Source organism: Rahnella laticis (assembly GCF_015644585.1).
GTDB classification, from domain to species: domain Bacteria; phylum Pseudomonadota; class Gammaproteobacteria; order Enterobacterales; family Enterobacteriaceae; genus Rahnella; species Rahnella laticis.
This window is the reverse complement of the sequence record NZ_JADOBI010000003.1, coordinates 395,993-422,165: the sequence shown is the minus strand read 5'-3', so window position 1 is coordinate 422,165 and position 26,173 is coordinate 395,993. Positions and strand designations below refer to the sequence as shown.

18 protein-coding genes are annotated in these 26,173 nt (G+C 53.6%); 7 read left to right on the top strand and 11 right to left on the bottom strand.

The annotated features are described in order from the left end of the window. Positions 1 to 96: 96 nt before the first annotated feature. Entirely contained in the window at positions 97 to 1,242 is a 1,146-nt protein-coding gene (locus tag IV433_RS08170; protein ID WP_152325172.1) for a porin, read from the bottom strand. A 689-nt stretch (positions 1,243 to 1,931) separates the two neighbouring features. Between IV433_RS08170 and dapB the strand changes: the two genes are divergently transcribed. The 5 genes from dapB to kefC all read left to right on the top strand — a co-directional run bounded on the left by dapB (position 1,932) and on the right by kefC (position 10,169). After that, on the top strand, positions 1,932 to 2,753 hold the full coding sequence (gene dapB, locus IV433_RS08165; RefSeq protein ID WP_195813697.1) for a 4-hydroxy-tetrahydrodipicolinate reductase: 822 nt from the start codon (positions 1,932 to 1,934) through the stop codon (positions 2,751 to 2,753). Between the two features lie 477 nt (positions 2,754 to 3,230). Further along, positions 3,231 to 4,403 (top strand): glutamine-hydrolyzing carbamoyl-phosphate synthase small subunit, encoded by a 1,173-nt coding sequence (gene carA, locus IV433_RS08160; protein ID WP_101075126.1) that lies wholly within the window; start codon positions 3,231 to 3,233, stop codon positions 4,401 to 4,403. 18 nt (positions 4,404 to 4,421) lie between these two features. Beyond that, positions 4,422 to 7,646, top strand: a complete 3,225-nt coding sequence (gene carB / locus IV433_RS08155; protein ID WP_195813698.1) for a carbamoyl-phosphate synthase large subunit — start codon at positions 4,422 to 4,424, stop codon at positions 7,644 to 7,646. A gap of 125 nt (positions 7,647 to 7,771) precedes the next feature. Next, on the top strand, positions 7,772 to 8,326 hold the full coding sequence (gene kefF, locus IV433_RS08150) for a glutathione-regulated potassium-efflux system oxidoreductase KefF (protein ID WP_104923375.1): 555 nt from the start codon (positions 7,772 to 7,774) through the stop codon (positions 8,324 to 8,326). Next, complete coding sequence (kefC, locus tag IV433_RS08145) at positions 8,319 to 10,169, top strand: glutathione-regulated potassium-efflux system protein KefC (RefSeq protein WP_195813699.1); 1,851 nt, start codon at positions 8,319 to 8,321, stop codon at positions 10,167 to 10,169. Before kefF ends, kefC begins: the two co-directional genes overlap by 8 nt. 57 nt (positions 10,170 to 10,226) lie before the next feature. Here the strand turns inward: kefC and IV433_RS08140 are convergent, their stop codons facing one another. Continuing rightward, positions 10,227 to 10,841, bottom strand: a complete 615-nt coding sequence (locus tag IV433_RS08140) for a LysE family translocator (protein WP_152325166.1) — start codon at positions 10,839 to 10,841, stop codon at positions 10,227 to 10,229. 417 nt (positions 10,842 to 11,258) lie between these two features. Here IV433_RS08140 and folA point away from each other — a divergent pair, with 417 nt between their 5' ends. Then, the gene (folA, locus tag IV433_RS08135) at positions 11,259 to 11,744 is read left to right on the top strand and encodes a type 3 dihydrofolate reductase (RefSeq protein WP_195813700.1); all 486 of its coding nucleotides are present in this window, start codon (positions 11,259 to 11,261) and stop codon (positions 11,742 to 11,744) included. Positions 11,745 to 11,815: 71 nt separating this feature from the next. Here the strand turns inward: folA and apaH are convergent, their stop codons facing one another. The 6 genes from apaH to lptD all read right to left on the bottom strand — a co-directional run bounded on the left by apaH (position 11,816) and on the right by lptD (position 18,644). Next, positions 11,816 to 12,670, bottom strand: coding sequence for a bis(5'-nucleosyl)-tetraphosphatase (symmetrical) ApaH (apaH, locus tag IV433_RS08130; RefSeq protein WP_195813701.1), 855 nt, complete (start codon positions 12,668 to 12,670; stop codon positions 11,816 to 11,818). Positions 12,671 to 12,675: 5 nt separating this feature from the next. Further along, on the bottom strand, positions 12,676 to 13,053 hold the full coding sequence (gene apaG / locus IV433_RS08125) for a Co2+/Mg2+ efflux protein ApaG (protein ID WP_152325163.1): 378 nt from the start codon (positions 13,051 to 13,053) through the stop codon (positions 12,676 to 12,678). A 4-nt stretch (positions 13,054 to 13,057) separates the two neighbouring features. After that, positions 13,058 to 13,885 carry a 16S rRNA (adenine(1518)-N(6)/adenine(1519)-N(6))-dimethyltransferase RsmA gene (rsmA, locus tag IV433_RS08120; protein WP_152325162.1) on the bottom strand — a complete coding sequence of 276 codons (828 nt, stop codon included), beginning with the start codon at positions 13,883 to 13,885 and terminating at the stop codon, positions 13,058 to 13,060. Between the two features lie 5 nt (positions 13,886 to 13,890). Further along, a complete protein-coding gene (pdxA, locus tag IV433_RS08115; RefSeq protein ID WP_195813702.1) occupies positions 13,891 to 14,898 on the bottom strand; it encodes a 4-hydroxythreonine-4-phosphate dehydrogenase PdxA in 1,008 nt (335 codons plus the stop codon). After that, entirely contained in the window at positions 14,888 to 16,183 is a 1,296-nt protein-coding gene (gene surA, locus IV433_RS08110) for a peptidylprolyl isomerase SurA (RefSeq protein WP_152325160.1), read from the bottom strand. Before surA ends, pdxA begins: the two co-directional genes overlap by 11 nt. Before the next feature lie 85 nt (positions 16,184 to 16,268). Next, a complete protein-coding gene (gene lptD / locus IV433_RS08105) occupies positions 16,269 to 18,644 on the bottom strand; it encodes an LPS assembly protein LptD (RefSeq protein WP_195813703.1) in 2,376 nt (791 codons plus the stop codon). Between the two features lie 181 nt (positions 18,645 to 18,825). Between lptD and djlA the strand changes: the two genes are divergently transcribed. Then, the gene (gene djlA, locus IV433_RS08100) at positions 18,826 to 19,647 is read left to right on the top strand and encodes a co-chaperone DjlA (RefSeq protein WP_195813704.1); all 822 of its coding nucleotides are present in this window, start codon (positions 18,826 to 18,828) and stop codon (positions 19,645 to 19,647) included. A 62-nt stretch (positions 19,648 to 19,709) separates the two neighbouring features. Here djlA and rluA read toward each other — a convergent pair whose 3' ends face one another. From rluA to IV433_RS08085, 3 genes are all read right to left on the bottom strand, one after another. After that, positions 19,710 to 20,411: a bifunctional tRNA pseudouridine(32) synthase/23S rRNA pseudouridine(746) synthase RluA gene (gene rluA, locus IV433_RS08095; RefSeq protein WP_101075140.1), complete on the bottom strand. Its 702-nt coding sequence runs from the start codon at positions 20,409 to 20,411 to the stop codon at positions 19,710 to 19,712. Positions 20,412 to 20,479: 68 nt separating this feature from the next. After that, positions 20,480 to 23,377, bottom strand: a complete 2,898-nt coding sequence (rapA, locus tag IV433_RS08090; protein WP_195813705.1) for an RNA polymerase-associated protein RapA — start codon at positions 23,375 to 23,377, stop codon at positions 20,480 to 20,482. Between the two features lie 223 nt (positions 23,378 to 23,600). Beyond that, positions 23,601 to 26,006: a DNA polymerase II gene (locus IV433_RS08085; protein WP_195813973.1), complete on the bottom strand. Its 2,406-nt coding sequence runs from the start codon at positions 26,004 to 26,006 to the stop codon at positions 23,601 to 23,603. Positions 26,007 to 26,173 lie beyond the last annotated feature (167 nt).

The following is a 26,173-nucleotide window of genomic DNA, read 5'->3' as shown; positions in this document are numbered from 1 at the left end:
CTGGCTTTGCCCGCAGGGATTAAGAATGGTGTAAAAAGAAAGGGCCAGCCCGTCAATAAGACGTAAAGCTGGCCCCTGAAGTTCAATCGTTAAGGCTTAGAAGTCGTATCTCAGACGGATCAGGTTCATGTCGCCGAGGTTATCGGTAGAAGACGTGAACACATGTTCGTAATCAACACGGAAGCCGTAATCGAGCTGGAAGGACACACCCAGACCGTTATCGATGCGCTGATAGTTACGGCCAGTCACATAGGTCAGACGGTCACCCATGAAGTATGGCTGAATGGTTTTCACAGCGAACTGATTGATTGGGAAAGCGTAACCCAGGAAGTATTCCAGACCGTACGCATCACCTGCGAAGAAGTGATCTTCAGTTTTCAGGCCCGTGGTCAGGAAGTCATGGTAATAACCGCCACCGAAGGACGCTGTCCAGTTGCCTGGTTTCCAGCTCAGAGCGGTACCAACGATGCTCTGATTGTAGTCTTTGGAGGTGTTGTTATTAGGGTTTTTCATTTCTGCGTCGGTGTAGTTGTACGCAGTACCCCATGTCAGTTCTTTGGTGATGTGGTAATCCACACCCACAGAGCCGCCGCCGTTACGTTTGTAACGCAGGCTGTTTTTACCGGTCAGCAGATCGTTATCTGAGAACAGGTAAGAAGCATACACATCAGCATCGCCGAAGGTATTTTTGTATTTCAGCATCTTACGTGAACGGTAAGAACCGTCGTAGTCGCCGTTAACACCGTTGCCTGGTGCCTGAGCGAGCATGTCGTAGTCCCAGATATCGGTTTTCGCACCCACAACATCATAATAAACGCTGTTTTGCTGGCCGAAAGTCAGCTGACCGTAGGTTTTGCTTTTCAGACCGGTGTACAGCATACGGCGGGTGGTGTTATGTGCGCCGGCAGCATAGTGGTTATCCCAGCCAGTCAGCGCAGGAATATTCACACCCAGCTCGTAATAGTTAATCCAGCTGATGTCATCAAACAGATAGTAGTCAGTGGAGAAACGGAAGCGAGTACCGCCGTCAAAACCGTTGGTTTTGTAGTTTTTAACGCCGTTCTGGAACTGGAACTGCGGACGAATACTCCCACCAACCTGGAATTGCAGACGGCTCAGCGGATCGTTAGGCTGTGGGTCTTGTTTAATCAGGGTGATTTCTGCGTGTGAAGCAAAGGAAGCCAGACCGAACAACAGGCCAGCGGTCGCCACTTGCGTGACTTTGTTTAGTTTGAATTTCATGTTAAGTCCCTGCGCCAATATACTTACCCGGAAGAACCGGTATGTGAACTGGCGATGTTTTTTATTATTTCCCCTTACCGGTAACTGTCTGGTCAGGGTGAAGACGCGCCTCATGGATCCAGGCTACTTATTTTATCCATCCTAAAATCAAATTTAGGAGGTTAAAATTAGGTGGCTATTTATTATCACAATCATTGATTTTATCAATATTATTTCATCACATATAATAAAAATTTAATGTTTCAGATCTAAGAAATAGCGTGTTTGTTCTTTTATTTGTCTTACGTGGCGGGGAGATACAGTGGTGATTATTGCTAACTTGAACTATTCCTGCGGCGCAGGAATGCTGTAATAAAGAGGGGGAGTTCATTGAGTTCTCAGGAAAGCCGGACAGGGGCGGCATTAGGTGCAGAACTGATGTCATACGTTTATGCACTAAAGTGAATGATTATGCGAAGTGCCCGGATGAAGGATTTTAAGGTGTATTTTCTCAATCAGTTCCGCTTTTACGAACCGTTTAACACAAAATCTTAGATTGCGTAACCTGAAAACAGATGGCTTTTACTGATGTTAACGGACCTATATCATAATTTTCTAATTATGAGGCAATTTCTCTGGCTCCTGGATCGCAGGGTCGATAACCTGATTCTGTTTCACGGCAGAACGACTATAAGAAGAGAGTAGTAATTATGAGTAACGCTGATATTCGCATGGCTATCGTTGGCGCAGGCGGTCGTATGGGCCGGCAGCTGATTCAGGCCGTCTCTGATACTGATGGCGTGGTATTGGGCGCGGCGCTGGAACGTCCGGGTTCTTCCCTGGTCGGAGCCGATGCGGGCGAACTGGCGGGAACCGGTACATCCGGTATCCGGGTGAACGATGACCTCGATGCGGTGGCGAATGACTTCGATATTCTGATCGACTTCACCCGCCCGGAAGGCACGCTGGCGCACCTGGCTTTTTGCCAGAAACACCATAAAGGTATGATTATTGGCACTACGGGCTTCGATGACGCCGGTAAGGCCGCAATTAAACAGGCTTCAGAGAGCATTCCTGTGGTTTTTGCCGCTAACTTTAGCGTGGGCGTCAACGTCGTGCTCAAGTTACTGGAAAAAGCCGCGAAGGTGATGGGCGATTATACGGATATCGAAATTGTGGAAGCGCATCACCGCCACAAAGTGGATGCACCTTCCGGCACCGCGCTGGCGATGGGAGAGGCGATTGCTGATGCGCTGGGCCGTGATCTGAAAGACTGCGCAGTGTATGCCCGCGAAGGACATACCGGCGAACGTGATCCGAAAAGCATTGGTTTTGCGACCATCCGCGCCGGGGATATTGTCGGTGAACACACCGCGATGTTTGCAGATATCGGTGAGCGCGTAGAGATTACGCACAAGGCTTCCAGCCGCATGACATTCGCAAATGGCGCAGTTCGTGCAGGAAAGTGGCTTTCCTCGCATAAAAATGGCCTTTACGACATGCGGGATGTGCTTGGATTGGATGATTTATAGAATTTGATTTAGATGTGATGTGGTTGTTTTGGTCATAATGTTTTGATAAAAGGGCAGTTCCTTGATTGCCCTTCTCTTTTTTATTATAAAAGATAAATTTTGACTGTGATTTTCTTCCTGATTGCCATTTCTATAAATATTCCTGCTTAACATACCTCCTTCTGTATGCATTTTAAACAGCGCGACTCCTCCGTTTTGTAATAATCTCGTTTACATCACCCTTTTTCAGACATCCCCTTCCGCAAACGGTTACTATACTGACTTGAGCTAGGTTTTTATGGCGGTAGCAGGAGCTTTTCGCTGAGTTGTGCGAAAAACAAAGAAATATTGGTGCTTTTAGTAGACAAACCCCATCGCCCTCTCTAAAATGCCGCCGTTTGCCAAAAATTGGCTTTGGGAGCGATTTTTGCATTGATTTAGATCTCGTTATCTGAATTAATATGCAAATATTGTGATTTATTATTCTTGGAGGATGCTTTGATAAAGTCAGCGCTATTGGTTCTGGAAGACGGAACCCAATTCCACGGTCGGGCCATCGGGGCAGAAGGGTCGGCAGTGGGGGAAGTGGTCTTCAATACGTCGATGACCGGTTATCAAGAAATCCTCACTGATCCTTCCTATTCCCGCCAAATTGTCACTCTCACTTATCCCCATATCGGTAATGTCGGCACCAATGCCGCTGATGAAGAATCCTCCGCAGTACACGCTCAAGGTCTGGTCATTCGCGATTTACCTCTGATTGCCAGCAACTACCGCAGTGAAGAAAACCTCTCTGATTACCTTAAGCGCCATAACATCGTGGCCATCGCCGATATTGATACCCGTAAACTGACCCGCCTGCTTCGTGAAAAAGGTGCGCAAAATGGCTGCATCATCGCGGGCGATTCACCGGATGCTCAGCTGGCGCTGCAAAAAGCCAAAGCATTCCCGGGGCTGAAAGGGATGGATCTGGCAAAAGAAGTCACCACAGCGGAATCCTACAGCTGGCAGCAAGGCAGCTGGACGCTCGAAGGTGAGTTGCCTGAAGCTAAGAAAAATGAAGAATTACCGTTCCACGTTGTGGCCTATGACTACGGCGCGAAACGCAACATCCTGCGCATGCTGGTGGATCGCGGTTGCCGCCTGACGGTGGTTCCGGCGCAAACTCCGGCGGCCGACGTGCTGAAACTCAATCCGGACGGCATATTCCTGTCCAACGGCCCGGGTGACCCGGAGCCTTGCGATTACGCCATCGCCGCGATTAAAACTTTCCTCGAAACCGATATTCCGGTGTTCGGCATCTGCCTCGGCCATCAGTTGCTGGCGCTGGCCAGCGGCGCGAAAACGCTGAAGATGAAACTCGGCCACCACGGCGGTAACCACCCGGTTAAAGATATCGATAACAACGTCGTGATGATTACGGCGCAGAACCACGGCTTTGCGGTAGATGAAAATAATCTGCCAGCGAACCTGCGCGTGACGCACAAATCGCTGTTTGACCACACCGTTCAGGGCATTCACCGCACCGATAAAGCGGCGTTCAGCTTCCAGGGACACCCTGAAGCCAGCCCGGGCCCGCACGATGCGGCGCCATTGTTCGACCATTTCATCGAACTGATTAACGCTTACCGCGCTTCTCATAACAACAACGCCACTCTTATAAGCAAATAAATCAGGAGCGAATAAAAAATGCCAAAACGTACAGACATAAAAAGCATCCTGATTCTGGGCGCAGGCCCGATTGTCATCGGCCAGGCGTGTGAGTTTGACTACTCCGGCGCACAGGCGTGTAAAGCGCTGCGTGAAGAGGGTTACCGCGTCATTCTGGTGAACTCCAACCCGGCAACGATTATGACTGACCCGGAAATGGCCGATGCGACGTACATCGAGCCGATTCACTGGGAAGTTGTGCGCAAGATTATTGAGAAAGAACGTCCGGACGCTGTGCTGCCTACCATGGGTGGTCAGACTGCACTGAACTGTGCACTGGAACTGGAACGTCAGGGCGTGCTGGCAGAATTCGGCGTGACCATGATTGGCGCGACCGCAGACGCCATTGATAAAGCCGAAGACCGTCGCCGTTTCGATATCGCGATGAAGAAAATCGGCCTTGATACCGCACGTTCAGGCATTGCGCATACCATGGAAGAAGCGCTGGTGATCGCGGCTGACGTCGGTTTCCCGTGCATCATTCGTCCTTCATTCACCATGGGCGGCACCGGTGGCGGTATCGCGTACAACCGTGAAGAGTTTGAAGAGATTTGCGAACGCGGTTTGGATCTTTCCCCAACCAAAGAGCTGCTGATTGATGAGTCGCTGATTGGCTGGAAAGAGTACGAGATGGAAGTGGTGCGTGATAAAAACGACAACTGCATCATCGTCTGCTCAATCGAAAACTTCGATGCGATGGGTATCCACACCGGTGACTCCATCACCGTTGCGCCTGCGCAGACCCTGACCGACAAAGAATACCAAATCATGCGTAACGCCTCGATGGCGGTACTGCGTGAAATCGGCGTAGAAACCGGTGGTTCAAATGTCCAGTTCTCGGTGAACCCGAAAAATGGTCGTCTGATTGTCATCGAAATGAACCCGCGCGTTTCCCGTTCATCAGCACTGGCGTCGAAAGCGACCGGCTTCCCGATTGCAAAAGTCGCCGCGAAACTGGCGGTGGGTTACACCCTCGATGAACTGATGAACGACATCACCGGCGGCAAAACGCCTGCGTCGTTCGAACCTTCCATCGACTACGTTGTGACGAAAATCCCACGGTTTAACTTCGAGAAATTTGCCGGTGCAAACGACCGTCTGACCACGCAGATGAAATCTGTTGGCGAAGTGATGGCGATTGGCCGCACGCAGCAGGAATCACTGCAAAAAGCCCTTCGCGGTCTGGAAGTAGGCGCAAGCGGCTTCGACCCGAAAGTGAGCCTGGACGACCCGGAAGCGCTGACGAAAATCCGCCGCGAACTGAAAGAAGCGGGCGCGGAGCGTATCTGGTACATCGCTGACGCCTTCCGCGCCGGGATGTCCGTTGACGGTATCTTCAACCTGACCAACGTCGACCGCTGGTTCCTGGTGCAAATTGAAGAGCTGGTGAAACTGGAAAATGAAGTCGCCGAAGGTGGTTTCAACATCCTGACCCATGACTACCTGCGTATGCTCAAACGCAAAGGTTTTGCTGACCTGCGTCTGGCCAAACTGGTAGGTGTATCCGAAAGCGAAGTGCGCAAACTGCGCCACAAATACAATCTGCACCCGGTTTACAAACGTGTGGATACCTGCGCGGCGGAATTCTCGACTGACACGGCGTACATGTACTCCACGTACGAAGAAGAGTGCGAATCCAACCCGACTAACGACAAGCCAAAAATCATGGTGCTGGGCGGCGGTCCGAACCGTATCGGTCAGGGCATTGAGTTCGACTATTGCTGCGTACACGCCTCACTGGCGCTGCGTGAAGACGGTTACGAAACCATCATGGTCAACTGTAACCCTGAAACGGTTTCTACCGACTACGACACTTCCGACCGTCTGTACTTCGAATCGGTCACGCTGGAAGACGTGCTGGAAATCGTGCGCATCGAGCAGCCGAAAGGCGTCATCGTGCAGTACGGCGGCCAGACTCCGCTGAAACTGGCGCGTGAGCTTGAAGCCGCTGGCGTACCGATTATCGGTACCAGCCCGGACGCCATTGACCGCGCCGAAGACCGCGAACGTTTCCAGCAGGCGGTTAACCGTCTGGGCCTGAAACAACCGGCTAACGCCACGGTAGCGACCATCGAACAGGCTGTCGAAAAAGCAGCAGGCATCGGTTATCCGCTGGTGGTTCGTCCGTCGTATGTTCTGGGCGGCCGCGCAATGGAAATCGTGTACGACGAAATCGACCTGCGTCGTTACTTCCAGAATGCGGTCAGCGTGTCCAACGATGCGCCGGTATTGCTCGACCGTTTCCTGGATGACGCTGTTGAAGTGGACGTTGATGCAATCTGCGACGGCGAGCGCGTACTGATTGGCGGCATCATGGAGCACATTGAGCAGGCTGGCGTTCACTCCGGTGACTCCGCATGTTCTTTGCCTTGTTACACGCTGAGCCAGGAAATTCAGGATGTGATGCGTCAGCAGGTCGAGAAACTGGCCTTCGAGCTGAGCGTTCGCGGCCTGATGAACGTCCAGTTCGCGGTGAAAAACAACGAAGTCTACCTGATTGAAGTTAACCCGCGCGCCGCACGTACCGTCCCGTTCGTGTCTAAAGCGACCGGTGTGGCACTGGCGAAAGTGGCCGCCCGCGTCATGGCAGGCCAGACGCTGGCGCAGCAAGGCGTGACGGAAGAAGTCATTCCGCCTTACTACTCCGTCAAAGAAGTAGTGTTGCCGTTCAACAAATTCCCTGGCGTTGACCCGATTCTCGGGCCGGAAATGCGTTCTACCGGTGAAGTCATGGGCGTTGGCCGCACTTTCGCAGAAGCATTCGCGAAAGCGCAGCTGGGCAGCAACTCCGGCATGAAGAAAGCCGGCCGCGCGCTGTTGTCAGTGCGTGAAGGCGACAAAGGCCGCGTCGTGGATTTGGCCGCGAAACTGCTGAAACGCGGCTTCGAGCTGGATGCGACGCACGGGACTGCCGTTGTGCTGGGCGAAGCCGGGATTAACCCGCGCCTGGTCAACAAGGTGCATGAAGGTCGTCCGCACATTCAGGACCGCATTAAAAACGGTGAGTATGTGTACATCGTCAACACCACGGCTGGCCGTCAGGCGATTGAAGACTCCAAGCTGATCCGCCGTAGTGCGCTGCAATATAAAGTGCATTACGACACCACGCTGAACGGCGGTTTCGCCACGGCGATGGCGCTGTCTTCTGACCCGACAGAGCAGGTGACGTCGGTGCAGGAAATGCACGCGAAAATCAAAGGCTAATGGCATAATTGATTGGCAAAAGGCGTGGCGAAAGCTGCGCCTTTCGTCTTTTATACGCAGGGCTTTTTTCCAGAAAGCCGAAAATTGCGTATGCTGAAGTAAATGAAATAAGACAAGAGACCTGCATGATATTAATAATTTACGCTCATCCTTATCCGCGCCATTCGCGGGCCAACCAGGGACTGCTCTCGGCAGTATCAGATTTACCCAACGTCGAAGTCCGTTCACTTTACGACCTGTACCCCGATTTCAATATCGACATTGACGCAGAACAGAAAGCCGTCGAGCGCGCCGATCTGGTGGTTTTCCAGCATCCGATCCAGTGGTACGGCCTGCCGCCGCTGATGAAATTATGGATAGATAAAGTGCTGGAACATGGCTGGGCATATGGTCACGAAGGCAACGCGCTTAACGGAAAACATTGCCTGTGGGCGGTGACGACCGGTGGTAATGAACATCACTTCGAGCTGGGCGATCATCCGAATTTCGATGTTCTTGCGCAGCCGTTACAGGCGACGGCGGTTTACTGCGGCATGCACTGGCTGCCGTACTTTGCGGTACATAACACGTTCATTTGCGACGAAGTTGCTCTGAAAGCAGCCGGTGAAGAATACCGTCAACGCCTGACAGCCTGCCTGAGCCTGAAAGAAGGCTGCCCGCCGGAGGTGAATCATGGATAACCATAACCTGATGATTGAGGGGCTGATTTATCTTGGCTCCGCGGCGCTGTTTGTGCCGATAGCTGTCCGGCTTGGGCTCGGCTCTGTGCTGGGTTATCTGATCGCGGGCTGCATTATCGGGCCGTGGGGATTGAAACTGGTTTCTGACGCCGAGTCGATTCTGACGTTTGCGGAAATTGGTGTGGTGCTGATGCTGTTCGTGATTGGTCTTGAGCTGGATCCGAAACGGCTGTGGACAATGCGCGCCTCCGTTTTTGGCGGCGGCAGTATTCAGATGGCCGGTTGCGGCATTGTGCTCAGTGCGTTTTGTTATTTCCTCGGTCTGGACTGGAAAATTGCCTTGCTGATTGGCATGACGCTGGCGCTGTCTTCTACCGCAATTGCCATGCAGGCGATGAGCGAACGCAGCCTGACGCCGTCCCCGATTGGCCGCAGCGCGTTTGCCGTGCTGTTATTCCAGGATATTGCGGCGATCCCGCTGGTGGCGATGATCCCGCTTCTAGCCAGCACCGGCGAAGCCACAACGCTCCTGAGCTTTGGTCTGTCGGCGGCAAAAGTGGCCGGTGCGCTGGTGCTGGTGGTGTTGCTCGGACGTTACGTTACACGGCCTTTGCTGCATTTTGTTGCCCGTTCCGGCATGCGCGAAGTGTTCAGCGCCGTGGCACTTTTCCTGGTGTTCGGTTTCGGCATTCTGCTTGAAATGGCCGGTATGTCGATGGCGATGGGCGCGTTTCTGGCGGGCGTATTGCTGGCGAGTTCGGAATACCGCCACGCGCTGGAAAGCGATATTCAGCCGTTCAAAGGTTTGCTCCTTGGCCTGTTCTTTATCGGCGTCGGGATGTCTATCGACTTCGGCACGCTGGTGCATCAGCCGTTGCTGATCGCCACCTTGCTGGTGGGCTTTATGGCGCTCAAGGCGGCGCTGTTGTGGCTGATTGCGCCGTGGCTGGGCGTACCGAAAAAACAGCGTGGTCTTTTTGCGATCTTAATCGGGCAGGGCAGTGAATTCGCCTTCGTGATTTTCAGTGCTGCGAAAATGGCTGGCGTGATGCCTGACGAATGGTCGAAAGCGCTGACGCTCGCCGTTGCGCTCTCAATGGCCGTAACGCCGCTGCTGCTGGTGATTGCGAACCGCATGGAGCGCAATGCGCCGAAAGATGACCGTCCGCAGGACACCATTGACGAAGAAAATGCGCAGGTGATAATCGCCGGGTTTGGTCGTTTCGGGCAGATTGCCGGCCGTTTGTTGCTGGCCAATAATGTTCATACCGTCGTTCTGGACCACGATCCTGATCATATCGAAACGCTGCGTAAATTCGGCACCAAAGTGTTTTACGGTGACGCGACCCGCGTGGATTTACTCGAATCGGCAGGCGCCGCGCAGGCCAAAGTGCTGATTAACGCCATCGATGACGTTGAAGCCAACCTGCAACTGACGGCGCTGGCGAAAGAGCATTTCCCGAACCTGAAGGTGATTGCGCGTGCCCGCGACGTTGACCACTGGTATCAGCTGCGTCAGTTGGGCGTGGAAGCGCCGGAGCGGGAATTGTTTGAAGGTTCACTGCGCGTGGGGCGTGACGTGCTGGAAGAACTCGGGCTGGATGCGTATGAAGCGCGGGAAAAAGCCGATTTGTTCCGTCGCTATAACCTGAAAATGCTTGAAGCTACTATCGAGAATTACGAGGATACTGAATTCCGTATCGCCAGTATGCAACGTGCGAAGGACATGCTGACCGCAGCTATCGAGCAGGATCAGGAGCGTCTGTCATCGGTTCAGTCTGGCTGGCGCGGGAGTATTGATGGTAAAGCGCCGGAAAAGGATGTGATAGAAGCAAAAGGTTAAACTCTGAGGAATCAGAGAGAGAACAAAAAGCCGGCACAGATTTGCCGGCTTTTTTGATCAGCTCAGCGCAACTTTAATGCCCAAACCAATCAGCACGCCGCCCAGCAGTTTATCGATAATCTTCTGCGCTTTCGCCAGACCCCGGCGAACCGGCGCGCTCTGGATTAACAGCGCCAGCGAAGGCCACCAGACCACGGATAAACTGACAATAATCGACGCGTACCACAGCTTTTCGCCCAGGGTCGAGTTGATCTGCAAGACCTGCGTAAACATCGCCAGGAAAAACAGCGTCGCTTTCGGGTTCAGCAGATTACACAAGTAACCCTGCACAAACGCGGTACGCAGTTTGACCTGCTGCGGTTCCAGCCCGTCGAGATTCATTTTGCTGTTGCTGCGTGAGAACAATGCCTGAATGCCGACCCAGATCAGATAGGCAGCGCCGACGTATTTCAGCAAATCAAACAGCCAGGGCGTGGTCGTGATCACCACCGCCAGACCGGCCACGCAGTAAGACATGTGCGTGATGACACCGCAAATAACCCCCAGTGACGTCATGAGTGCCGCGATGCGCGGGTATCGGGCCGCATTTTTGATGACCAGAAAGAAATCGGGGCCGGGAGAAAGCATGCCGAGGAACGCAATACTGGCAACAAAAAGGGTGGTTTCAAGCATGGAAATAACCGTCGTTAATGTTCAGAACAAAATGAAGGCCGCATGATACGCCAATCCCCGGCAAGATAAATCACTCTTATGGCTTTTTTTGCCGGACTGACATTTCGGTTAATGGTGGAAAGGGCGGTGACTGTACCGTAATCGCCCCGGTGTGTAAGCGCAGTTGTACAAGCGCGATCGGAGAGGCGAAACTACAGATCGCGTTTCCAGCATTTTCGGCTGGGCAAATGAAAATTCTTCCGGTTTTTAACCCCCTTTCAGACCCGAAATTGGCACATCTGGCGGGTAAAATCCCGTCAGGGTAAGAGCGCTCTTATATCTTTGTAAAGCGTGAGTCTCCCTATCGACGGTTGATTGGGCTTTCCGTATAGTGTGGGCTCTTTTTTTGAGTCTCTTTAATCAACACAGGGCTTCATAATGATTATCAGCCTGATCGCCGCACTGGCGACCGATCGCGTTATTGGCATGGAAAACGCAATGCCTTGGCATTTACCCGGTGATCTGGCCTGGTTTAAGCGTAATACGCTCAACAAACCTGTCATCATGGGGCGCAAGACGTTCGAGTCGATTGGGCGACCGTTACCTGGCCGGCTGAACATCGTCATCAGCTCAAAGCCTGGTGAGCACGACGGCGTGACCTGGGTGACGTCTGTGGAGGCCGCACTGGCTGCCGCCGGTGATGTGGAAGAAGTGATGGTGATGGGCGGTGGCCGCGTATACGAGCAATTATTGCCGAAGGCGAACCGTTTATACCTGACCCATATTGATGCGGAAGTGGAAGGGGATACGCATTTCCCTGACTACGAGCCGGATGACTGGGAAAGCACTTTCAGCGAATTCCATGACGCTGATGAGCAAAACTCTCACGGTTACTGCTTCGAAATTCTTGACCGTCGCGCCTGATTTTCAGGCTGACGCGTAAAGCAAAAAGGCACCTTTCAGGGGTGCCTTTTGACTTTTATCCCGCCCAAAAACTACAGCGCTTTCGGCAGCTCAGATTGCTCTTTTTCTTTATGACGGTTCGACGGCTGGGTGAAATAGGTTTTATCTTCCCAGCGCAGCATCGTTAAATCCCCGCCCCAGCAACAACCGGTGTCCAGCGCGTAAATGCCTTCCGGTGCGCCTTTTCCTTCCAGCGATGCCCAGTGGCCAAACGCAATGCTGTAACCTGCTTCCTGCACCGGACCCGGAATATCAAACCAGGGTTTGAGGGGTTTTGGCGCGTTCTCGGGCACATCTTTGCAAATCATATCCAGCTGCCCGTTCGGGAAACAGTAGCGCATGCGGGTGAACGCATTGGTACTGAATCGCAAACGCGCCAGACCGCTCAGCTCCGGATGCCAGTTGTTCGGCATATCGCCGTACATGGCATCGAGAAACAGCGGGTAAGTGTCGCTGCTCAGCACGGCTTCAACTTCGCGGGCGCACATTTTTGCAGTGTCGAGATCCCATTGCGGAGTGATCCCGGCATGAGCCATCACCAGTCTCAGATCTTCATCTACCTGCAATACCGGCTGACGACGCAGCCAGTTGATCAGCTCATCGGCATCTTCTGCTTCGAGTAACGGTGTAATACGATCTTTCGGCTTGTTAAAGCTGATGCCCGCGTAAACCGCCAGCAGATGCAAATCGTGATTACCGAGTACCATTCGCACGCAATCACCCAAACCACTGACAAAACGCAGGACTTCAACAGAAGACGGCCCGCGCGCGACGAGATCGCCCGTCAGCCAGAGAACATCATTTTGCGGATCAAAATCTACCTGCGCCAATAGCGCCTTGAGTTCATCGATGCAGCCGTGAACATCACCAATAAGATATGTCGACATGTGGATTAATTTATCAGCGTAGGGATGGCGAGGCGGAAGACCGGGATCGGCACGCGGAAGCTTTCACCGTCGTGCGCGACCATTTCGTAATGGCCTTCCATCGTGCCCAGTGGCGTTTCTAAAACAGCGCCGCTGGTGTAGTGGAATTCATTGCCGGGCAGGATCAGCGGTTGTTCACCGATAACCCCTTCACCCTGAACTTCGGTCTGGCGGCCGTTACTGTTGGTGATCAGCCAGTAACGGCGAAGCAGTTGCACATTAAAACGCCCCAGATTGCGGATCGTGATGGTGTAGGCGAAAACAAAACGTTCTTCTTCCGGTATCGACTGTGACTCTACGTAGATACTTTGCACCTGAACACAAACACGGGGCGAATTAAGCATAACGCTACTCCTGAGGTTCCGGGGTTTTAGGCCGCGTGGACAACCAGTTAGCCAGTTTACAGTATTGCTCAACCGAAATATTTTCAGCACGCATGCTGAGATCTAAGCCCAGCTCCGTCATTTGCTCAGGAGTGAACAGATGGCCGAGGCTGTTACGCACAGTCTTACGACGCTGATTGAACGCGTCGGTGGTCAGGCGGCTCAGAATGCGGATATCAGAAACCGGATAAGGGATCACGTCATGCGGCACTAAACGCACCACGGCGGATTCCACTTTTGGCGCCGGTGTAAAGGATTCTGGCGGCACTTCCAGCACAGGGATAACATTGCAGTAATACTGCGCCATCACCGTTAAACGACCATACGCTTTGCTGTTCGGGCCTGCAACCAGGCGGTTTACCACTTCCTTCTGCAACATGAAATGCATGTCTTTGATGGCGTTGGTGTAGGTGAACAGGTGGAACATCAGCGGCGTGGAAATGTTATACGGCAGGTTGCCGAATACGCGCAGCGGCTGGCCAAGCTCTTCGGAGAGCTCACCAAAATTGATTTTCATGGCATCAGACTGAATGACGCGCAGCTTGCCCTGAAACTTCGGATTGTTTTCCAGACGTGTAGCCAGATCGCGGTCGAGTTCGATGACCGTCATGCTGTCCAGACGTGAAGCGACGGGCTCAGTTAATGCAGCCAGGCCAGGACCGATTTCGACTACAGATTCGCCCGGCATAGGATGAATGGCCGACACGATGCTATCGATAACAAACTGATCGGTTAAGAAGTTTTGCCCAAAACGTTTACGGGCAAAGTGACCTTGGTGGACTCTACTATTCATTGTTGTTATTTATCGTTGCTGTTATTTGCCATACGAATGGCGAGATTTATTGCTGTCTTGAAACTGCCTGCATCGGCGGTGCCGGTTGCAGCGAGTTCAAGGGCGGTGCCGTGATCAACGGAAGTCCGGATAAAGGGAAGGCCCAGCGTGATATTCACGGCGCGACCGAATCCCTGATATTTTAGCACCGGAAGGCCCTGATCGTGATACATCGATAAAACAGCATCGGCGTGTTGCAGATATTTAGGCTGGAATAACGTATCAGCGGGCAGCGGACCGATAAGATGCATTCCCTGCTGGCGCAGTTCTTCCAGCGCAGGGATGATGATGTCTATTTCCTCATGACCCATATGACCGCCTTCACCGGCGTGCGGATTCAGACCGCACACGTAGATTTGCGGCTCGGCGATGCCGAATTTGGTCCTCAGATCATGATTCAAAATGGTGATGACTTCGTGCAGACATTCGCGCGTGATCGCACCCGGTACGGCTAACAGCGGTAAATGCGTAGTCGCCAGCGCGACGCGCAGTTCTTCCGTTGCCAGCATCATCACTACGCGGTTGCAGTGACTACGGTCAGCAAAGAATTCGGTATGACCGATAAACGGGATTCCGGCATCGTTAATGATGCTCTTTTGCACAGGGCCGGTAATCAGCGCGGCAAACTCACCGCTGATTGCGCCATCGCAGGCGCGGGCCAGCGTTTCTACCACGTATTGGCTGTTGGCGACATCCAGTTTACCGGGCGTGACAGGCACAGCCGTGCTGACCGGTAAAACCGTTAATGTCCCCGCGGCCTGAGGTTCTGCCGGGCTGTCTTTCTGGTATTCGCGCAACTGGATCTTCAGACCCAGTTTTTCAGCGCGCTCAAGCAGCAGGGCCGGATCGGCACACACCACCAGCTCAACAGGCCATGCCTGCTGAGCCAGCGCCAGTACCAGATCCGGCCCAACCCCGGCAGGTTCGCCGGGGGTGATGACGACAGATTTCGTTGTCAGTGTTTTATTGTCCATTACCGTCCATAATTTTCACGTACGCTTCAGCACGTTGTTCCTGCATCCAGGTCTGGGCTTCTTCCGCAAATTTACGGTTGAACAGCATGCGGTAAGCACGTTCTTTCTGCGCCGCATCTGTTTTATCAACCTGGCGGGTATCCAGTAACTGGATCAGGTGCCAGCCGAAGGAAGAATGAACTGGCGCACTGATTTCCCCTTTTTTCAGGTTCATCAGCGCATCGCGGAACGCAGGATCGTACATATCCGGAGACGCCCAACCTAAGTCGCCGCCCTGATTTGCAGAACCCGGATCCTGAGAAAGCTGTTTCGCTTCATCAGCAAACGTTGCTTTGCCGCTCTTAATATCCGCCGCAGCCTGTTCCAGTTTCGCGCGCGCCTGAGCATCGGTCATCACAACGGATGGCTTGATCAGGATATGGCGTGCATGGACTTCAGTGACGGAAACGCTTTTGTTATCACCACGGATATCATTCACTTTCAGGATGTGGAAGCCCACGCCTGAACGGATCGGACCGATAACCTGGCCTTTCTGCGCAGTGCTCAGCGCCTGAGCGAACAGGGAAGGTAATTCCTGCAATTTGCCCCAACCCATGTTGCCGCCTTTCAGCGCCTGGGAATCGGCAGAGTAGGTGATAGCCAGTTTTCCGAAGTCCGCGCCGTTGTTCAGATCGGCAACGATTTTCTTCGCCAGCTGTTCAGCTGTATCAACCTGATCCTGTGTTGGGTTTTCCGGCAATGGCAACAGGATATGGCTGAGGTTAAATTCAGCGCTGCTGCCGTTCTGAGCCGCAACCTGTTTGGACAGCTGATCCACTTCCTGAGGCAGGATCGTCACGCGACGGCGAACTTCGCTGTTACGGACTTCGCTGATCAGCATTTCTTTACGGATCTGGGCGCGATAAGTGCTGTAGTTAAGACCGTCATAAGCCAGACGGCTGCGCAGCTGGTCAACGGAGATATTGTTCTGCTGCGCAATGCCAGCAATCGCTTTGTCCACATCCTGATCGGTCAGCGTGATACCCATGCGGGTCGCCATCTGCAACTGGATCTGGTCCATGATCAGACGATCCAGGATCTGGTGGCGCAACGTTGCTTCATCGGGCAGCTGTTGGTTCGCTTGCTTGGCCTGCTGCGTGACTGACTGATACAGGCTGTCTACGTCACTTTGCAATACGACGCCGTTGTTGACGACGGCGGCAACTTTATCAACTTCCTGAGGGGCTGCAAACGCAGTGCTGGCACAAAGCGTCACGCCGAGGAGAAGTGTTCTCCAGTTCTTCATACTTTTTCCATTTGTCTAATCCGCAAACGCGGGTTTCAAGTTCACTGAGTTCGTAGAGTCTTAACTCATCAATCGTGGTATCGGCTTAGAAAGCGCGTTGATAAGGCAGTATGCCGCTGGCCAACATTTCTTTCGTTCCGAGGGTTTGATTGTTCCCCAGGCCTCTAAGTTCAATGTTGAATCCAATCTTATTGTCATACTTGCTTTCGGACTTAACAGTATCGTAGTTGGTGATCTTACGTTCGTAGCCCACGTTGATGGCCCAGCAGCAAGTGTTGTACTGCAAACCAATCAGCTGATCGGCAGATTGCTGTGCTTTCGTGTCGTAATAATAGGCCGCAACAATCGCCCAGCGGTCAGCAATTGGCCAGCTGGCGATGCCGCCCACCTGAGAAATACCATCCTGATAACCCGGGTTGGTCACGCTCGGCAGTGTCGCCTGAATATATTCCGGGCTGGCATAACGGTAGCTCAACTGAACCATTCTTTCTGAGTCAGCGCGGTATTCCAGAACGGCATCGCCCAGCGCCAGCGCATCTAAACGGGTGTCATACTGCACGCCGCCACGAACGCCCCAGAAGTCATTGATTTTGTAATAGCTGTCACCGGCCCAAACCAGGCTGCCTTTGTCATCACTTTTATCCAGAACACTGTTCACGTCACCTGTGCGCGGTGGCTGGAAGTAGTAAATCTGACCGGCAGACGCATTGAAGCGCTCTTCCAGATTTTCGTCATAAATACGGGTGGTTAAACCGGTTGCCACCTGGTTTGCCGAAGCAATACGGTCCAGGCCGCTGTAACTTTTATCACGGAACAGACCGGTATAGTCGGACTGCAACAGCGTCGAGTCATAGGTATTAATCCCGCTCTGGTTACGATACGGAATGTACAAATATTGTGCGCGCGGTTCGAGGGTCTGGGTGTAATCACTGTTCCAGTCCATCGTCCGGTCGAAGACCATTTTGCCGTCGGTTTTGAACTCAGGCATAACGCGGTTTACTGAAGAACGCAGTTTGGTATCCGGGTTCGCATCGTAATACGCATCCGGAATATCCTGCTGATAGTGGGTCGCCATCAGCTTCACTTCGTTATCCAGACTTCCCCAGCCGTTACTCAGTGGCAGGCTCAGGGTCGGTTCGAAGTGCGTACGCACCGCTTCCGGGTTATCAGGGTTAACGCTGGTGAATTTCACCGCCTGACCATAAAGATGCAGGTCAAAAGGACCCACATCGTTTTTGTAATAGTTGATGTCCAGCTGTGGCTGGGCGCGGTAAGCATTGCTGTTACCGTAGTCCGAGAACACCTGGAATTGTTTGCTGGCCAGCGTCACATCCCAGTTTTCGTTGGCATAGCCCACGCTAAACTTCTGGGTAGAATAGCCGTCAGTACTTGAACCGTATTTCGAATCGAAATCGGTGAAGTAGTACGGATCACTGACCTTGGTGTAGTCGACGTTGAAGCGCCACACCTGATCGTATACACCGGCATGGCGCCAGTAGTACATCCAGCGCTTAGTCTTATCGCTGGTCCGGTTCTCATCATCCACGTACTGCTGATCGATTTTCTTATCGTTGCCCAGATAATCGAACTCCATCAGACCTGCACCGGCCACGGTCAGATAGCGGAATTCGTTCTGCAATTGCAGACCACGGTTGCTCATGTAGTTCGGCGTGATCGTGGCATCGTAGTTTGGCGCGATGTTCCAGTACCAGGGAACGGTCAGGCCGAAACCGTTGTTGCTGCTGTATTTGGCGTTCGGAATAAGGAAGCCCGAGCGGCGTTTATCACCGATCGGCAACTGCATATACGGGCTATAGAACACCGGAACCGGGCCAATATGGAAACGCGCGTTCCAGATTTCAGCCACTTCTTCCTGGCGATCCTGAATCACTTCTGAACCCACCACGCTCCAGCTGTTATCGCCAGGCAGACAGGTTGTGAAAGTGCCGTTATCCATGATGGTGTAGCGGTTGTTGTCACGCTGCTTCATCTTGTCGGCATTACCGCGGCCCTGACGGCCTACCATCTGGTAATCGCCGTTCTGAACATCGGTATCTTTGGTGGTCAGGTTTGCAAAGCCTTTTGGCCCGTTCAGCTTGATCTGGTTATCGTTATAACGCACGTTCCCGGTCGCCGTGGCGGTACGGGTCGGAGTGGGCTGATTCGGGTTGGCAATTTGGTTGAGCTGAACATGATCGGCATCGAGCGTACTGTTACCCTGAACGATATTCACGTTGCCGCTGAAAAGCGCGCTGTCAGGATAATTTCCGGTGGCCTTGTCGGCATTGATGGTCACAGGCAGTGAATTAGGATCACCCTGCACCAAAGGTTTGTCATAGGTCGGAACGCCGAGCATACATTGTTGCGCGAGGTCGGCCATTGCGCCGTGACTGTACAATACTGACCAGATTGTGGCAGCCAGCACTGTGGGTAAGCGTGTTTTCAGACGTCTGTTTTTCATACGTAAAATGGTGTTCCGTCATCAGAGGCATCATGCCGGCAAACGGTCAGAGACTATCTCACTCATCATGGTTGCGCTAGTGTTAAATCCAACCTGTTACGTTGCCGCCGTTAGGCACAACGATAAATGCCGGTTATGATAAAGCAATTTTTAAGCGACGGCATGGCGAATTGAGGAGTATATGCAGTATTGGGGAAAACTGCTCGGACTTATCCTGGGCTTATGGTCCGGTTTAGGCTTCTGGGGAATTGTTTCAGGGGTGTTGATAGGGCATATGTTTGATACCGCGCGTTCCGCGAAACGCCGGGGATATTTCGCCGATCAACAGACACGTCAAACCATCTTTTTCCGCACCACATTCGAAGTGATGGGGAATCTGACTAAATCAAAAGGCAGAGTGACCGAGGCGGATATACAAATCGCCAGTCTTTACATGGAACGTATGCAGTTGCACGGTGAGCAGCGTGAAGCCGCCCAGCGTGCCTTCCGCGACGGGAAAGATGCGAATTACCCGTTGCGGGAAAAAATGCGGGCATTGCGTACTGCATGTTTTGGCCGCTTTGATCTGATCCGGACTTTTCTGGAAATCCAGATCCAGGCGGCGTATGCCGACGGCTCTTTACACCCGAACGAGCGCGAAGTGCTGTATGTGATTGCCGAAGAACTCGGGATCTCCCGCATGCAGTTCGAACAGTTCCTGCGCATGATGGAAGGCGGACAACAGTTCGGCGGAAATCAGCAGGGTGGTCACTCTTATCGCGGCGGTTATCACCAGACACAGCAAGGCCCGACACTGGCCGATGCCTGTAAAGTGCTGGGTGTGAATGCCACGGATGACGCGACCACCATCAAACGGGCGTACCGCAAACTGATGGGCGAACATCACCCGGATAAACTGGTTGCGAAGGGTTTGCCGCCGGAAATGATGGAAATGGCGAAAGAGAAAGCGCAGTCGATTCAGGCCGCATATGACCTGATCAAAAGAGAGAAAGGTTTTAAGTAATCTTCTCCGACGCAAAAGTAAAAGGCGCTGAATTCAGCGCCTTTTTTGTAACTGCCGGAAACTTAAAAATCCGGCTCGCAGTTAAATACCAGCGGCGCATCAGTGATCGGATGGTAAAACGACAGCTCCTGCGCATGCAGTTGCAGACGGTCAGCGGCGGCCAGCGCCTGCGGATGTGCGTAAAACTTATCGCCCAGAATCGGATGCCCGAGCGCCAGTAAATGCACGCGCAGCTGGTGCGAACGCCCGGTAATCGGCCGGAGTTTGACGCGCGTCGTGCCGTCTTCATCCCAGGACATCACTTCATACTGCGTCAGCGCTTTCTTCCCGGTCTCATGGCAAACCTTCTGCTTAGGCCGGTTGGGATAATCGCAAATCAGCGGCAAATCAATAATGCCGTAATCTTCTTCAACCCGTCCCCAGACGCGTGCGATATACACTTTCTTGGTTTCGCGTTCGCGGAACTGGCGTTTAAGCTCACGCTCAGCTTCTTTGGTCAGCGCCACCACAATCACGCCACTGGTCGACATATCCAGACGATGCACCGATTCCGCTTCCGGATATTGCTGCTGAATGCGCGTCATCAGGCTGTCCTGATGCTCGGCTAATTTCCCCGGCACCGAAAGCAACCCGCTTGGTTTATTCACCACCATGATGTGTTCATCCTGGAAAATCACCTGCAACCAGGGATCGGTCGGCGGATTGTAATTCTCCAGCGGCCGGGTTTTGGACGGCTCAGGCATTGTCGGTTGATGTTCGCTCATAGCGGTTTCAGTCTGCATTCAGGGTGAAATAAAAGAAGGGAGGCAGAAGCGGCTGCATCCCGACAGGCTTACTGGTGGCTGACGACCACCAGACGGATCGCATCCAGACGCCAGCTGGCGTCGTTCAGATTGGCCAGCACCTGCTTACGGTTTGAGTCTACCGATTCCAGTTCGTCATCGCGAATGTTCGGGTTCACTTCTTTCAGCGCTTTCAGACGATCCAGCTCTTTCGTCAGTTGCTCGTCCGCTTCGACTTTCGCCGCTTCAATCAGCGCACGCGCCTGCTCAGCAATTTCCGCTTCAGCTTGCTGCAACATGGCGTGAACGTCCTGCTGCACAGCATTGACCAGCTTGCTGGAGTTATGACGGTTGATGGCGTTCAACTGGCGGTTAAAGCTCTCGAATTCCACCTGCGCGGCAAGGTTAGTGCCTTTGCGATCCATCAGCATGCGCACCGGCGTTGGCGGCAGGAAGCGGGTCAGTTGCAGGTGTTTCGGCGCCTGACATTCGACCACGTAAATCAGCTCTGCCAGCAGTGTACCGACCGGCAGCGCTTTGTTTTTCAGGATCGACACCGCACAGCTGCCGGTATCACCGGACAGGATCAGATCCAGACCGTTGCGTACGATCGGATGTTCCCAGCTGATAAACTGCGCATCTTCACGCGACAGCGCCTGTTCACGGTCAAACGTCACCGTACAACCGTCTTCCGGCAGGCCCGGGAAATCCGGCACCAGCATGTGATCGGATGGCGTCAGAACGATCATATTATCGCTGCGATCGTCCTGATTGATGCCGACGATATCGAACAGATTCAGTGCGAAATTCACCAGATTGACGTCGTTATCCTGCTCGCCAATCTCTTTCGCCAGCTGCTGCGCACGTTCGCCGCCGTTGGAATGCATCTCCAGCAGACGGTCGCGGCCATTTTCCAGCTTCTCTTTCAGCGCGTCATGTTCCGCACGGCATTTGAGAATAAAGTCGTCCAGACCTTCCTGCTCAGCCGGTGTGGCGAGGAACGTAATCAGCTGATCGTAAGCGCTGTCATAAATCGTCCGGCCGGTCGGGCAGGTATGTTCGAACGCATCCAGCCCTTCATGGAACCAGCGGACCAGCACGGACTGCGCGGTTTGCTCAAGGTAAGGCACCATGATGTCGATATTATTTTGCTGGCCGATACGGTCCAGACGGCCAATACGCTGCTCAAGCAGATCCGGGTTGAACGGCAGATCGAACATCACCATCTTGCTGGCGAACTGGAAGTTACGGCCTTCGGAGCCGATTTCAGAACACAGAAGAACCTGCGCGCCTTCTTCCTGCGAAGCGAAGTACGCGGCGGCGCGGTCACGTTCGATGATCGACAAACCTTCGTGGAACACGGCGGCGCGGATCGCTTCGCGTTCACGCAGAACCTGCTCCAGTTGCAGCGCGGTGGCGGCTTTGGCGCAAATCACCAGCACCTTTTCGTCACGGTTGGCGGTCAGATAACCGAGCAGCCATTCCACGCGCGGATCGAAGTTCCACCAGGTGGCGTTTTCGCCTTCAAATTCCTGATAAATCTGCTCCGGATACAGCATGTCGTGCGCACGGGCTTCGGCGGTTTTCTTCGCGCCCATAATGCCGGAGACTTTAATCGCGGTCTGATACTGCGTCGGCAGCGGCAGTTTCACCGAATGCAGATGGCGCTCCGGGAAACCTTTTACGCCGTTACGGGTGTTACGGAACAGCACGCGGCTGGTGCCGTGGCGATCCATCAGCATGGAAACCAGCTGTTTCGCGGCGGCTTCATCACCTTTATTGGCGGCGGTCAGCAGCGCGTCGGTGTCTGCATTACCAACGCTTTCGCCCAGCAAGGCCAGCGCTTCCGGCGTCAGCGGCTCTTTATTAAGCAGCAGCGTCACGGCATCCGCGACCGGCTGATATTGCTGCTGTTCTTCAATGAATTCTTCGTAATCGTGGAAACGATCCGGATCCAGCAGGCGCAGACGCGCAAAGTGACTTTCCTGGCCCAGTTGCTCCGGCGTGGCGGTCAGCAGCAGGACGCTCGGGATTTGCTGAGAAAGCTGCTCGATAACCTGATATTCGCGGCTTGGCGCGTCTTCGCTCCACACCAGATGGTGCGCTTCGTCGACGACCAGCATGTCCCAGGACGCATCGGACAACTGCTCGAGGCGGGACTTATTGCGGCGCACGAAATCAAGAGAACAGATAACCAGCTGCTCGGTTTCAAACGGGTTCGTTGCTTCATGCACGGATTCGGCATAGCGGTCGTCATCAAACAGAGAGAAACGCAGGTTGAAGCGGCGCAGCATCTCAACCAGCCACTGATGTTGCAGGGTTTCAGGCACCACGATCAGCACGCGTTCGGCGCGGCCGGACAGCAATTGCTGATGAATAATCATGCCGGCTTCGATGGTTTTACCCAGACCGACTTCATCGGCCAGTAAAACGCGCGGCGCATGGCGCTGCCCAACTTCGTAAGCAATGTGCAACTGGTGCGGGATCAGGCTGGCGCGCATACCGCGCAGGCCGCCGAATTCCAGACGGAACTGCTCGCGCTGATATTTACGTGCGCGGAAACGCAGGGCAAAACGATCCATGCGGTCAATCTGACCGGCGAACAGACGATCCTGAGGTTTGCTGAATGTCAGTTTGCTGTCGAGCAGCACTTCACGCATGGCAACGCCGGTTTCTTCTGTATCCAGACGGGTACCGATATAGGTCAGTAAACCTTTGTCTTCAATGACTTCATCGACTTGCAGCTGCCAGCCTTCGTGGCAACTGATGGTATCACCGGGATTGAACATCACGCGGGTGATCGGGGAATCATTTCGGGCATACAAACGGTTTTCACCGGTGGCGGGGAAAAGCAGGGTAACCATGCGCACATCCAGCGCAACCACGGTTCCTAATCCTAATTCGCTTTCCGTATCGCTTATCCAGCGTTGACCCAATGTAAACGGCATAATCTCTCTCTGTGTTATTTGCTCTGTGTACGACAACTGCGGCAGCGACTGCGCATTGCTCGCCATGCCTCTGATAATGCTTGGGCAATAGTTTTCTTTTCCCGTCAGCAGGCGGGAAGTGATTCACTGTGTGAGGATGATTCAGAAATGGGAAAGGGCGCTATGGTAATGGAAGGTAAGCGATTCGTCACCTTAGAATCACATCCGCAGCGCCTTCTTTTGCTTAAAATAACCCCATCTGACCTGTAATGAGTGTAGCAAAATCGTCATGAAGGAAAGGCAAAATGCCATCGGCCACCGGTTCCAGCTGGCGTTCGATGTAGTGATCGTAATCGACCGGTGACTGGCGGTTCTCCAGCGGTTCCGGCCCGGAAGTGGTCATCACGTAGCTTATCCACCCGCCGTTCTGGTACTGCTTTGCGCGGCCATGCTGCACATTATACTCATCCGCCAGCCGGGCAGCGCGGACGTGCGGCGGCACATTTTTTTCGTAATCACTGAGCTTACGGCGCAGGCGTTTGCGGTACACCACCTTGTCGTCCAGCTCGCCGTTGAGCGTGCGCGCCACATAATCGCGGACATAATCCTGATACGGTTTCTGATGGAAAATCCGCTGATACAGCTCCTGCTGAAACTCCTGCGCCAGCGGCGTCCAGTCGGTGCGCACCGTTTCCAGCCCCTTATAAACGATGTGTTCGCCGTCTGCGTCTTTCACCAGCCCAGCATAACGCTTTTTACTGCCGGTTTCGGAACCGCGGATCGTCGGCATCAGAAAGCGTTGATAATGCGTTTCGAATTCCAGCTCCAGCGCGCTTTCCAGCCCGTATTCCTGCTGCAAATGCTGTTTCCACCAGGCATTCACCTGCTCCACCAGACGGCGGCCAATGACATTGGCGTCTTCCTGCGTATGCGCTTTATTGAGCCAGACAAAGGTGGAGTCCGTATCGCCGTAAATCACCTGATAACCTTCGGCCTCAATCAGCTCGCGGGTCTGGCGCATGATGTCGTGCCCGCGCAGCGTAATAGAAGAAGCCAGACGCGGATCGAAGAACCGGCAGCCGCTCGAGCCGAGCACGCCATAAAAGGCGTTCATGATGATTTTCAGCGCCTGCGACAGCGGTTTGTTGTTGTGTTTTTTCGCGGCTTCGCGCCCCTGCCAGATCTGGCTGACGATTTCCGGCAGGCAATGTTTTTCCCTTGAGAAACGGGCGTTGCGGTAGCCGGGAACAGAATGTTCATCGTCCGGCTGTTGCAGCCCGGCCACCAGCCCGACCGGGTCGATCAGGAATGTGCGGATAATCGACGGGTACAGACTTTTGTAATCGAGCACCAGCACGGAATCGTATAGGCCGGGGCGGGAATCCATCACGAATCCGCCGGGGCTCATTTCACCTTCCAGCTCGCCCAGATTTGGCGCGACATAACCGGCGCGGTGCATGCGCGGTAAATAAAGGTGGGTAAAGGCGGCGACTGAACCGCCGCTGCGGTCGGCGGCCAGCCCGGTTACCGACGCGCGCTCGAGAAGAAACGGCATCAGCTCGGTTTTGGCAAAAATACGCGTGACCAGCTCGCAGTCTTTCAGGTTGTAACGCGCCAGCGCGGGTTTGTTTTCACGAAAACGTTGTTCGATTTCGGCCAGACGCTGATACGGGTTATCGCTGGATTTCCCTTCGCCTAATAAACTTTGCGAGACGAATTCAAGACTGAAGGAATTGAAGTTCCAGAAGGCGGATTTCAGGGCCTCAATGCCGTCGATAATCAGGCGGCCAGCGGCGGCGGCAAAAAAATGCCCCTGTTTGAAGCCGTGCTCGCGCCATTCCAGCTCACTGCCGCCACGCCCGAATTTGAGCGGGATTTTGTAGCGGTCGGCATGCTTTTGTAAAACGCGCAGATCGAACTGTATGACGCTCCAGCCGATAATCGCATCCGGATCGTAAGTTTCCAGCCACTCGTTGAGCTTTTGCAGCAGTTGCGGACGGCTGTCGACGTATTCGAGATTGAAATCGAACTGACTGTCCCGGTCACCGTTCGGCGGCCCGAGCATATAAACGTGGCGCTGCCCGCAGCCTTCCAGCCCGATGCAATACAACTCGCCGTTACCGCTGGTTTCGATATCCAGAGAACAGAGTTTCAGCGGCGGGCGGTATTCCTGCGCCGGTTTCATCTTCGTGTCGAGCAGCAGATTGCCCGCCCCCGGCTTGCCGCTGAACCACACCGGCGCGGTGATATAACGCTCCATCAGAAAACGTTCCGGCGGGCGGATATCGGCTTCATAGACCCTGACGCCGTTCTCTTTTAACAGCTTTTCAATGCGCATTAACTGCCGGTGTTGCGGGCAATACAGGCCGAGAACCGGCCGGGAATGGAAATCCTGCAACGGTAATTCGCGCAAACTGACATTTTTTTCACCGGTCAGCAGACGTTCAGCCTGCGTACGCTGTTCCGCCGGAATAAAGGCCACCGACTCCTGCAACGGCAGACGAACTTTCTGCGGGCCATCGTCAGTCGCCAGCCACAATTCCACTTCCGTGCCACGCGGCGTGTCGCGCCAGTGGCGGGTCAGTACGAATCCCTGACGCGGCGAGGTGTCAGTGGTGCGTGCGGCGGAGGGAGTGGATTGTGCGTTAATAAGCGCCTCGCAAGCGGAATGAAAAATCAATGACAGAGTATGGTTATTTATACAGTCTTTGTCCACGACTCTGGATTCTGCCAAATACGCATACAATTACTGGGTTGACGGCAATACTTCAGGCGCTGACAATTCAGCCGCTTGATGTATTTACTACAATCAAAGTT

Coding starts and splice junctions, on each gene's coding strand:
- IV433_RS08170 (WP_152325172.1), bottom strand. CDS start 1,242: ATGAAATTCAAACTAAACAAAGTCACGCAAGTGGCGACCGCTGGCCTG.
- dapB (WP_195813697.1), top strand. CDS start 1,932: ATGAGTAACGCTGATATTCGCATGGCTATCGTTGGCGCAGGCGGTCGT.
- carB (WP_195813698.1), top strand. CDS start 4,422: ATGCCAAAACGTACAGACATAAAAAGCATCCTGATTCTGGGCGCAGGC.
- kefF (WP_104923375.1), top strand. CDS start 7,772: ATGATATTAATAATTTACGCTCATCCTTATCCGCGCCATTCGCGGGCC.
- kefC (WP_195813699.1), top strand. CDS start 8,319: ATGGATAACCATAACCTGATGATTGAGGGGCTGATTTATCTTGGCTCC.
- IV433_RS08140 (WP_152325166.1), bottom strand. CDS start 10,841: ATGCTTGAAACCACCCTTTTTGTTGCCAGTATTGCGTTCCTCGGCATG.
- folA (WP_195813700.1), top strand. CDS start 11,259: ATGATTATCAGCCTGATCGCCGCACTGGCGACCGATCGCGTTATTGGC.
- apaH (WP_195813701.1), bottom strand. CDS start 12,670: ATGTCGACATATCTTATTGGTGATGTTCACGGCTGCATCGATGAACTC.
- apaG (WP_152325163.1), bottom strand. CDS start 13,053: ATGCTTAATTCGCCCCGTGTTTGTGTTCAGGTGCAAAGTATCTACGTA.
- rsmA (WP_152325162.1), bottom strand. CDS start 13,885: ATGAATAGTAGAGTCCACCAAGGTCACTTTGCCCGTAAACGTTTTGGG.
- pdxA (WP_195813702.1), bottom strand. CDS start 14,898: ATGGACAATAAAACACTGACAACGAAATCTGTCGTCATCACCCCCGGC.
- surA (WP_152325160.1), bottom strand. CDS start 16,183: ATGAAGAACTGGAGAACACTTCTCCTCGGCGTGACGCTTTGTGCCAGC.
- lptD (WP_195813703.1), bottom strand. CDS start 18,644: ATGAAAAACAGACGTCTGAAAACACGCTTACCCACAGTGCTGGCTGCC.
- djlA (WP_195813704.1), top strand. CDS start 18,826: ATGCAGTATTGGGGAAAACTGCTCGGACTTATCCTGGGCTTATGGTCC.
- rluA (WP_101075140.1), bottom strand. CDS start 20,411: ATGAGCGAACATCAACCGACAATGCCTGAGCCGTCCAAAACCCGGCCG.
- rapA (WP_195813705.1), bottom strand. CDS start 23,377: ATGCCGTTTACATTGGGTCAACGCTGGATAAGCGATACGGAAAGCGAA.